The 10,970-nt window shown below is 52.3% G+C and carries 10 protein-coding genes; 6 read left to right on the forward strand and 4 right to left on the reverse strand.

The window, feature by feature from the left end:
- From OXG87_23665 to OXG87_23685, 5 genes are all read left to right on the forward strand, one after another.
- A partial coding sequence (locus OXG87_23665; protein MCY3872551.1) for a hypothetical protein occupies positions 1-212 on the forward strand: 212 nt, incomplete at its 5' end.
- Positions 213-356: 144 nt separating this feature from the next.
- The gene (frdA, locus tag OXG87_23670) at positions 357-2,063 is read left to right on the forward strand and encodes a fumarate reductase (quinol) flavoprotein subunit (GenBank protein MCY3872552.1); all 1,707 of its coding nucleotides are present in this window, start codon (positions 357-359) and stop codon (positions 2,061-2,063) included.
- A gap of 10 nt (positions 2,064-2,073) precedes the next feature.
- The gene (locus OXG87_23675) at positions 2,074-2,826 is read left to right on the forward strand and encodes a succinate dehydrogenase/fumarate reductase iron-sulfur subunit (GenBank protein MCY3872553.1); all 753 of its coding nucleotides are present in this window, start codon (positions 2,074-2,076) and stop codon (positions 2,824-2,826) included.
- Complete coding sequence (locus OXG87_23680) at positions 2,823-3,257, forward strand: hypothetical protein (GenBank protein MCY3872554.1); 435 nt, start codon at positions 2,823-2,825, stop codon at positions 3,255-3,257. The genes OXG87_23675 and OXG87_23680 overlap by 4 nt, the downstream gene beginning before the upstream one ends.
- A gap of 15 nt (positions 3,258-3,272) precedes the next feature.
- Positions 3,273-3,635, forward strand: a complete 363-nt coding sequence (locus tag OXG87_23685; protein ID MCY3872555.1) for a fumarate reductase subunit D — start codon at positions 3,273-3,275, stop codon at positions 3,633-3,635.
- A gap of 83 nt (positions 3,636-3,718) precedes the next feature.
- Here OXG87_23685 and OXG87_23690 read toward each other — a convergent pair whose 3' ends face one another.
- From OXG87_23690 to OXG87_23705, 4 genes are all read right to left on the reverse strand, one after another.
- A complete protein-coding gene (locus OXG87_23690; protein ID MCY3872556.1) occupies positions 3,719-4,792 on the reverse strand; it encodes a GDSL-type esterase/lipase family protein in 1,074 nt (357 codons plus the stop codon).
- 14 nt (positions 4,793-4,806) lie between these two features.
- Positions 4,807-6,330: a DUF2961 domain-containing protein gene (locus tag OXG87_23695; GenBank protein MCY3872557.1), complete on the reverse strand. Its 1,524-nt coding sequence runs from the start codon at positions 6,328-6,330 to the stop codon at positions 4,807-4,809.
- Between the two features lie 101 nt (positions 6,331-6,431).
- Positions 6,432-8,396 (reverse strand): alginate lyase family protein, encoded by a 1,965-nt coding sequence (locus OXG87_23700; protein ID MCY3872558.1) that lies wholly within the window; start codon positions 8,394-8,396, stop codon positions 6,432-6,434.
- Positions 8,397-8,428: 32 nt separating this feature from the next.
- Positions 8,429-10,561, reverse strand: coding sequence for an alpha-amylase family glycosyl hydrolase (locus OXG87_23705; GenBank protein MCY3872559.1), 2,133 nt, complete (start codon positions 10,559-10,561; stop codon positions 8,429-8,431).
- Positions 10,562-10,736: 175 nt separating this feature from the next.
- Between OXG87_23705 and OXG87_23710 the strand changes: the two genes are divergently transcribed.
- Positions 10,737-10,970, forward strand: a 234-nt coding sequence (locus tag OXG87_23710) for a P-II family nitrogen regulator (protein ID MCY3872560.1), incomplete at its 3' end; no start/stop codon positions are given.

Genomic DNA, 10,970 nt, shown 5'->3' on the forward strand with positions numbered 1-10,970 from the left:
TGGCTGTTATGGGCGAAGATGAGTATCAAACCTGGATAGAAGGGGGCACGCCTACAGTGCTCTACAGCCCGGGTGAAACATCTGGAGAAACCTTTCGCTTACCCATTGATGACAGCGATACCTACTACATCGTTTTTCGCAACGCAGGTGCAAATACTGTAACGATCAAAGCAGAAATTTTCCTGCTCAGTACTACCGAACAAGATGTTTAGACTACCGGGGAAAATGTCTTCCTGTAATTATCAGATATGCGTCACCTGAAACGCATATCTATCCCAATTTTCCGATTGACGAAACAAGAAGAACCAGTTATAATTACTCCTATTCATTATCAATCACAGTTAAATGAGGTATTCATGAACATCCCCAAACACGACGTGCTCTTAGTAGGTGGAGGGGGTGCGGGCCTGCGTGCTGCAATCGCCGCATCTGAAACATATCAAGGCGCAGATATTGGCGTAGTCTCCAAAGTCTATCCCATGCGAAGTCACACCGTCTCTGCAGAAGGTGGTACAGCAGCCGTCATGCGCGAAGACGACAACCTGGACCTGCATGCTTATGACACCATCAAAGGCAGCGACTTCCTCTGCGATCAGGATGTGGTAGAAGCCTTTGTCAAAGAAGCCGTTGATGAAGTCATCCAATTAGAACACTGGGGGTGCCCGTGGAGCCGCGACGAAGACGGTCGCGTGAGCGTCCGCGCATTTGGTGGCATGAGTGTCAAACGCACGCTCTATGCCGCCGACAAAACCGGCTTCCACATGCTGCACGCTCTCTTTCAAACATCTCTCAAGTACGACGCCATTACCCGATACGACGAATGGTTTGTCACCTCTTTACTCGTCGAAGACGGCAGGGTATGCGGCGTCACGGCTCTCAACATCCGATCCGGCAACATTCACGCCATTGGCGCGAAATCCGTCATTATATGCACGGGTGGCGCGGGAAAAATTTTTCCATTTACCACCAATGCCGCCATCAAAAACGGCGACGGAATGGCTCTGGCCTACCGCATTGGCTGTCCTCTAAAGGACCTCGAATTTGTACAATATCACCCCACGGGCTTGCCCGGCACGGGGATCTTAATGACCGAAGCATCGCGGGGCGAAGGCGGCCACCTCGTCAACAGCCAAGGCGAACGCTACCTGAGCGAATACGTACCCGGCAAAATGGAACTCGGTCCGCGCGACATCTTATCTCGTTCCTTCATCCACGAACAGCACAAGGGCAACGTCTTTGAAGGTCCCGATGGCAGCTACGTACACCTCGACCTTCGGCACTTGGGTGAAAAAATCATTGACGAAAGACTGCCCTTCGTACGCGAACTCACCCGCAATTATGTCGGCATTGATCCGGTTTACGAACCCATTCCCGTGCGTCCGGTTGTACACTACTGCATGGGGGGTGTGCATACCGACATCAATGGCGAAACACCCATCCCCGGTCTTTATGCCGCAGGCGAAGCGGCTTGTGTCAGCCTCAATGGCGCCAATCGCCTGGGATCCAACTCACTGAGCGAATGCCTCGTCTTTGGCGCGCGTGCAGGCCAGGTCGCCGCGCAACACGCCGCCGACACCGACTTTGCAGATTCGGCCTCGATGGCCAAAATGGCGCAAGACGAACAAAAACGCATTGAAACCCAATTCTTTGGCAACAACGGCAAAGAGCGCGTGGCCAATATCCGCGATGATCTCCGCAAAACCATGGAAGAAGGCGCGGGCATTTTCCGAACCGAAGACGCGCTCCAGACCACGTGTGACACCATTCGCACCCTCAAAGAACGCTATGAAAATATCGGCATAGACGACCACTCGCGCGTCTTCAATACCGACCTCATCAACGCCCTCGAATTGGGTTACATGCTCGACGTCGCCGAAGGACTCGCACACTCGGCCCTCTTGCGACGAGAATCTCGAGGCTCTCACGCGCGATCGGACTATGAAGAGCGCGACGACGAAAACTTCCTCACACACTCTCTGGCCTATCAAACCGATGGCGACCCCCGCATTGAGTACCTGCCCGTAACACTCACGCGCTGGGAACCCGAAGAACGAACCTATTAAAGGAAAATTTATGAGCGATCACAGATCCATAAAAATCACGGTATTGCGCTATCGTCCCGAAGAAGAGGACGCGCCAACCGAACAGACTTACGAGGTTGAATTTCGCGACGACTGGGTCGTTCTCGACGCGCTCAACCACATCAAAGACCACATCGACGGCACACTCTCATTCCGCTGGTCTTGTCGGATGGGCGTGTGCGGTAGTTGCGGCATGATGGTCAACGGCGAACCCAAACTCACCTGTGCCGCGATGTTGCGCGACTATTATCCCAACGAAGTACACGTGGAACCCCTGGTCAACTTCCCCATTGTGCGCGATCTCGTTACCGACATGACCGACTTTATGGACAAACTCAAAGCGGTCAAACCCTGGATCATTCGAGAAGAAGAAAAACCCGTACCCGAAGGAGAATACCTCCAGACGCCGGATCAGCTCAAAGATTACAAGCAATTCAGCCAGTGCATCAACTGCATGCTCTGTTACGCGGCCTGTCCGGTCTATGGCCTCGAACACGACTTCGTCGGTCCGGCCGCAATTGCCCTGGGCCACCGCTACAACCTCGATTCCCGAGATGAAGGCAATCAACAGCGCCAACACGTCATTGCCAGCAAAGAAGGCATCTGGGAATGCACGTATGTCGGTGAATGCTCCGTCGTTTGTCCCAAACACGTCGATCCCGCAGAAGCCATTCAACAGACCAAAGTGGCAACCACAACCAACCGCTTGAAATCGCTTGTCATGCCCTGGGGAAATAAAACATGATGCTCGATTCCGAAACGACCCAAACCTATACGCGCCCCATATCCAAAGCCTGGTGGCTACGCGACCGCGGACATTTTAATCGCAGATATTTCATGTTCTTGCTCCGCGAACTCACAAGCGTATTCGTCGCCCTGTACGTCGTGCTCTTTATCTACGAAATTTTTCTATTAACAAAAGGGCCAGACGCACACGCAGCCTTCCGCGAATCCCTGAGTTCAGGTCCCTGGATCGCATTTCACATCATCGCCCTGATCTTCGCCCTGTACCACAGTTGGACCTGGCTGGGACTAACGACCAAAATGCAGGCCGCTGGACGTGGCCTCGTCAAAATTGGCACAAAGACCCTGCCACCCATCTTTATCGCACTGGGATCTTACGGCGCGTGGATTATTGCAACACTCGTCATCGCCTACCTGTTCATAACTCTTTAGATCGAGGATATCCCTGTGAATTACAAAGAACACAAAAGCGAACCCTTCTGGTGGGGCATGTTCTCGCAAGGCGGTGTTATTGCCGCACTCCTCATCCCCATCCACATTTTCCTGGGCGGCATCGCCGTACATTTGGGACTTATAGACGCCGAACTCATGTCTCATGAACGCCTGACCGGACTGCTCCAAAATCCGTTAGTCAAAGTCTATCTCTGTGTTCTGCTCATCTTCCCACTCTACCACGCGGCTCACAGAATCCGCTTCACCCTCGCTGAAATCGGATTGCACAGCCTCGCCAAAATCCTGCCCTTTCTCTGTTATGGCGGCGCATTGGTGGGCACAGCGGTAGTACTCTACATCTTGTGGATATTGCTCTAAGCCATCTCAACAAAAAATAAAAAGCTCGGATGATGCTGAAGAAGTTCATCCGAGCTTGTGTTTTTGTGGCAAAAAACCGATTTCTATTTTGTCTTCTTTATCTTTCTAACCTTCCTGATCTTTCTAATGGTCCCGTCCCCCTCATCGCGATCTAACAGAGACGCCAACCGCCCTGCAACGCGCTCTCCCATCTCGATCATCCCGTGATCCCCCGGATGAATCAAATCTACTGTCAACCCACCGATATTGCTCAACATTTCTGTCCCCTCAATCAAATGTGCATTCTCATGGGGACAACTATCCACCGCATCTCGCAATGCCTGCCTGAAAGCCGCCGTCCTTTCGCGTTCTTCGGCATCGCCACAAAATTCTCTAAAATGCGGATAAATCGTAATACACCCCACGGGCCGGTCGGGATTCGCGCCTACAACCGCGTTTACCATATACGTCACGCGCTCGGAAAATTCCGACAGAGAAAATCCCGCACCCATCATATTGACCGACAAAGCCAGCGTCGCCACATCCCAATCGTCGCGCGCGGCAATATAATCGGCCAATTCGCGCTCGCAATAAGCCGATCCCCCCACGCCCAAATTGATCAAATCTGCTCCCAAACGCCACGCCACCTGGCTCACATAGGTCAAATGCATAGCCGTAGCCGACGCGCCGTGTGTAATCGATGTGCCATAGCTCAAATACCGCCGCTTTGGCAATTCATCAACCGTGGGAGGGCGAAGTCCTTCGCCCTCAATACTGTGATAGTGCAAACTGGTATTTCTCAAGACCAACCGCCACACATTGTGCGAAAAAGGCAAATCTCTCACCGCTTCAGATTCAATCGTCTTTAATCTTGCAGGATAAGTCAATTCCAGCGTCCTTGGCTCCTTCCCAATTTGAAACCGCTCTTTCTCCTGAAAAGGGCCAAAAAACGGAATCACTTCAGCCGATCCGCCCGGGCTGGACAGCGTCACATTGACCTTATTGCCCGCGCTCACAAAGCGGATCTCCGACCCCGCCGGACTCAGCATGCGTTCCTGGGCACCCGCATTCAAACACAACCGCACATCTTCGGGCACGCGCTGCACCCGAAGTCCATCTCTCCCCTCAACTTCTCGCAACTCAGCTACATTGTGAAATTCGACATTGTCGTGAATCATAAAAAACCTCCTGTTTACGCTACCTGAGGAACCAGAACAGCTCCATCGGCTGTTGTAGCCCGGAAAGCAAACGCCCAGCCGCCGTGATTGGAGCCCCGGTCGTTACTGAGCTTGAGCACGATGGAATTGGCACCTGCCCGAAGCGTCACCGGAATGCTCTGGGCTCGAAAGGCGTAGTGGTGACCCAGATCGAAAACCTCATCGTTTACGCGCAGAATCAAAGCGTCATCCCAGGCCACACGCAGATTTGCCGTCATATCTGCAGGTGCATGTAAGACGCAGCGGGCAAGCGCTGCGCCCACATCGGTATTGCCCACACCCGGACCCCAGGGCCGAAACACATGGTTAAAATCGACAAAGCCGTGGTGAGCGGCGCGTTTGACCCAACGCGCTACGTCCCGTCCCCGTTGTCGTGAGCCAGCGGTCAACCAGGCCGACTCTTCACCGTGCAAACCATCAAACGTCGGTTCTATCTGAAAGGCCGTCTCCGGGGGCAAGGTCGTTTCCATCGCTTGACCGTTGTGATTGGCGAAAGGGCCGCATAGCCACCATTCGCCGCTGGCTGGCAGCGGCAGATCATGGGTACCGCGCGGCAGTTCGACACCGGGCAGCAGCTGCGACCAATCGGGCATAGCGAAGAACGGTCGCACGGCGTCCTGCTGGTACCAATAGACGGTAGAGCAGATATCGTTTGCCATACAGCCGAAGCGCATGTGAATCGATTGCTGGAAGGGAAGAGAGTCCTTTTCGAAGAAGCGGTAGCCCACCAACCGTTGCGCCGGGCGCGCCTGTCCCACATCCTCATGCACATAGTAAGGCATTGCGGCGTAGTGATGGGTTTCGGGTGGATGCAAGGCTCCCCCGTAGCCAGCCCCAAAGGTATCCTCACCCCCAATACCGCGCAAAAAGGCCGGGTGTTCGCCCTCTCCATCGATGTAGATATTTTCAGCCCCGCCGTGGCTCCAGCGATCGACATCATCGAGCAACCGCACGCCGTACACAAAGCCCAACAACTCTCCTGGCCCGTCGGCATCCAGCATCAGAAAGTCTTCACCGTAGCGCTGGGTCGGCATTTCTCGCCGCCAACGGGCGCAGAAACGTCGCCTCTCACTCAGAGTCTGATTGGGGTAACGGTGCCAATCCACCTGCAGGTAGGCGCGGTTCTCTTCGGGTCCGGCTTCAAACTCAACCCGTGCGGATCGGGCGAAGGGCATCTGGAAGTAGCAGTTGTAGCCAATCCAGGCCTTGACCGACAGGAAGTGGGTATCTATCGGATACCAGCCCTGGCCATGCATAACCCCAAAAAAGTCACCGACGGGCGCCTCAACATAGGGGATCGGCTCATCATCAAAATAGATGCGAATAAGCACTTTGCGGCTGGTCATGGGTATGCGCTCTGGCCGCGACAGTACGACCCAAAGGTGCTGAATACAGCCTGGCCCATCGAGTTCGGCATAGACGGCTTTTTGGTTGGCCGGCAAAGGTCCGGTCATACTGACGCGATCGGGGATACCAACTTCAGGGAGTTGTAAATCCATAGCAGGCTCCATTCTACGAATCAACGAATCAACGAATCAACGAACCCCGCCCATCCTCCCAAAATCAGTATGCATCGCTATTCGTCTATTCGTCTATTCGTCTATTCGTCTATTCGCACCCATGCCTCACCCGAAGATATATCTCGTCCAAGCGTCCAGGTCTTCTCAAACGCCTCAACAGTCAATTCAACGCGGTCATCCCCAGCGCGTAATACATCGGGCAATTCGGCTACAACGCCGGGAACATCTGTCCCGCGATAGGGCACAACCACAGTCAAAAACGCCGTGGGTGCCTGCTCGTTCAGCGCAAAACGAAATGCTTTACGCGGCATACGAGAACCATAAGTCCAGGCAAACCATCCCTCTTCTTCTGCCATACACGTCTCGCAATTTGCACCAGCCTGCACCAGCACATTTGCATCGTCAAATTGCGTAAAAGCGCGCTTTCTCGCCTCGTCAAACACCACATCGCCCGGTGCAAATTGGAAATGCAAATCCAGTTGACCGGGAACATCGCCAATCGCCTCGTCCAAAAACGCGAAAAACTGCCGATTGACAAACCACACCGAACGGCGGTGAACCAATCCCGGATACGACCCATTCTCCACCACCAGCACATCGCTATCAGCCGCTTCTGACATCCACAATAAATGCCGCCCATCATCGGACGTATCACCGCCGTCCAGTGTCAAAGTCTGATGCACAGACGTCTGCCGGTGCCACGCACGGCCTTCTGCATCGTGACCATAAGTGTAAAAACCCGTATCATTCATCAACCAGCGCCCATAAGCGTACAATTCAAACGTCCCATTATCCGGTTGATCGTGACTCGAAATAGCAGGCGGTGAACAATGCAGCGCCATGTGAATCTGATCGGGTCCCCAATCATCGCGCATCACATACAAACCGGCCTCTTGAAATGCACGACTCTTTTGCTCGGGTAAAAATTTCCGATCCAGGGTCGCCCGCGCAGCGTATTTGGGATCGCCCAGCAATTCTGTAGCTTCGACAAGTGAGTCATAAAGATCCCACTTTGAGCGATCATCCGTCTCAGGCAACGAACGCGACCCATCGCCAAACATAGGCGCACCCAGATCGGGCGACGCAATCCAAAAAATATAATCGTGCATCAACCGCACGCGCTCTCGAAACGCCTCTGAAATCTCAATACCAAAAGTATCCATGCGTCCAAAAATTTCCACAGCATCCCCCAACACCCCCACATGATACCCAAAAGACCACTCCCGCTGAACGCCATCTGTTGTTGTCTGTGCCAGAAAATTCTCTTCAACCCGCTCCAGTGCCAATTCCATCCATTCACGCGATTCCGCAAACTCGCGGAACGTATAGGCAATATTGATAAATCCCCGCTGTTCAAACACGGCCTTATTGTGAATCAATCCCATCGGAATCAGCTTTGTCTTAACCTGATGATCGTACAGACTTGCCAGCAACAGGCCGAGAAACTCCGGCGTAAATGCCTCGGCATGAACCAAACTGCGAAATGCCGAACAGATATTCGTCGCCCGAATACCCGTCTGAATATCCAGCCAGACAAACCCCTTCCAGTACGTATAAACGGAATGGGTTTTGGTGTGATTTTCCAGCGGATGTTTCGCAATCCAATCCGTCGTCATCTCCACAAATGTTCGGGCGTATTTTTCATCGCGCGTCGCAGCATAAGCCTGTGTGAGCGGTGCAGCCCAATAAAAACGGTACACAGCCGCAACCCATTCAATATCGCCGCGGGGATCCCATTCCCAGTCAAAATCATCGCCATAACGCGCCTCTTCATAAGGTCCCCACTGAATAATGCCCTGACAAATTTTGTCAGCAGTTGTAAAATCGCCTTCCCCAGACGCTTCATCCAGCGGATATTTCGCCCGATAATAATCGCGCAATGCTGTAAGCGCGCCACTTCGATCCCCAGCATCCGCAGCCCGTTTTGCCGCCTCCAAACCCGTCAGATCCAATTTTTCCAAAATCCGCCCCGGGTCAAACGACTCCAAAGGCATCTCGTGATCAATTTGATCTGCCCCCTTAGGGTACTCCACTACTGAACTCATAACCATACCCTCCGATTATTGAACTCGCCATCTTATTCTTCGCTTCTAAATATCAACTTTATCACCACACTTTGAAGGGGTTGTAATTTCATCGACACACCTTCATCCATCAACGCGATGTGATCAGAATCCGAGCCATCAAAAAATTCATAAGTATCGTACGCGGGAACCCGGTCTATACGCTCTACAAAAACATCTGGCAAAAGATGAATGGGGCAGACAACTTCTCTGATAAAACGCGCATCCAGATTGTGCGCCACCAGCAATCCCGAATGCCGGGTATAACGCGTATAGGCAAAAACGCGGTCTTCAGAATCAACATTGCGGTGAAAATAAACATGCCCGGTCTGCAACTCAGATCGCTGGCTCACAAACTCGTGCAAAGCCTCATAAGCGGCGACAAGCTGTGAACAGGGTTTTCTATCAGCCCACTCTGGATGCAACAATGTAGATGCTTCAAAATCTGTACGCGCCTCCTCGCCCCATTCTGAACCCCACTCCAAAGCATACGCCAAATTCACATAATGTGCCGTACCCGCCGTCGCATTGATCAGCGAACACTGGATATTGCGCAACAGTGCCAGCATCCGGGACTGATAGCGATCCCGCCAGATCTTTGTCGCGCGCGGACTATCGTGATTCTCAAAATAAGCCATCGCCACAGTGCGAGGTGCAAATGTGCCAGAAGTGCGTTCTAAAAAGTCGGCATATTGATTTCCGTATTCCGCATCCCGATGAAAATCCACCAGCAATGCATAAATCATATCCACCGGAATATCCACCGCCTCGCTTAACTCGCACAGCGTTTCGCCCAAAACGAGCGCATCGGGCTTAACCGCATTGATGCGGTTTTTAATCTGCTTCAAAAATGGCCGATCCACAGTTTGGCTCGCATCAATACGCACCCCATCCAGATCACAGGTACGCATCCAAAAAGGCGCGATTCCCGACAGATAATTTTGCAAGGACCTGTTAAAAGGCAAGTCGAGCAACGCCACATCCGAATAAACCAGCCATGCAATCTGATGAATTTTGGGCTGCCCGTCCTCATCCATCACATACCAATCGGGATATTGTTCAATCAACGGACAATCGCGGCTGGTCTGCATCAACACCAAATCGAAAATCACCTGCTTGCCCAACGCGTGTGCCCGCCGCGCTATCGCGCGCAATTCCGCACGCCCAATCAACTGTATCAGCGTATCGCGTCCAACCCAATCAACCAATTCTTTGAATGTGCGAAAATTGTTAAAATCATCGACCTTACGCAGCCTCGACAACTGCCGCTCGTGCAATAAAGTCTGCAAATCCAAATCGACAATCAACCCATCCGACACCAGCGAAAGAAAATCCACTTCTTCTGGCGGCGTGACCAGAGCGGGATCAATCCGATAAAAATCCCGCACGGCATAAACACTGCCCAGCGCGCCTTTGCGCACATCCTGTCCCGTATGCAAATCTCCAAATCCAGGTTCAAAAAAAGGGAGCAAATACACCACATCTGTCTGCATCTCTCCAAGGCGCGATGTCACATCGCAAAATGTACCGCTCACAAATTGCCCATCTTCATCCAGACACGCGCCAACTTTTCGCACACAGACTTCGGTAATTGAAAGACAGCGGCGAACCTGTTCGGGACTGATTGTGATTACCCCATCTCGATTCAGCGCAATATCATTAACCGAAATCCACGCCTTCGAAGCATCAGACACCGCCTTATCATCAGCCGAAAACTCGACCGTATAGTGAAAAACACCCGTCTGCTCAATCTGAATCACATCCGATTCGAAAACCAGATTATTCTCCGAAAGAACGGGTTGCCCCGCCCCATCCACAATCATACGCATAGAAACGTAAAAGCCTGTACATGTGCGAAACTCACCCCGCTCATCTACAAAGCCGCGATCATTCACATCGGTCCACAAACGCGCTTCCACATCGCCTGTGCGACAGGTGGCGAAATCGATATCCGCAACAAATAACTCAGCTCGAACACGCGCTTCTACCGCACTATCAGGCATCAAAAATGCCCGAGCCATCACTGCATCATATCGAATGCCATCCAACTCAACCGTCAGATTACCGGCCCAGACATCTGCGTTATCATACGCCTGCACAGCATATCGCTCGTGCAATTTGTATTTAAATTCCAAACGCTTATCCACATACTCTCCCCGTAAAATGTACTCCGGACAATATACGAAAATTTATGGGAAAATCTCAAGAAACGTACCGATATGTAATACACATTTAACAGATAAGAAACGGTAAAGAAATATACACCTAATATATTCAACCGTCAGTTTACGCCACCCCAACTATCTCAGGGAGGAATTCAGTATGAAACTCATCACAGCAGTCATCCAGCCCCACAAGCTGGACGATGTGCGCGCAGCACTCGGCGACATCGGCATCCAGGGCATGACCGTCACCGAAGCACGCGGCTTTGGACGCCAAAGAGGACACCGAGAAGTCTATCGCGGTGCCGAATACATCGTCGATTTTCTGCCCAAAACCAAGCTGGAGATCGCCGTCAATGACGATGAAGTTGACCGCGCCATTGATGCGATAGAG

The sequence above is a fragment of the Gemmatimonadota bacterium genome (genome assembly GCA_026706845.1).
Classification (GTDB): Bacteria; Latescibacterota; UBA2968; order UBA2968; family UBA2968; genus VXRD01.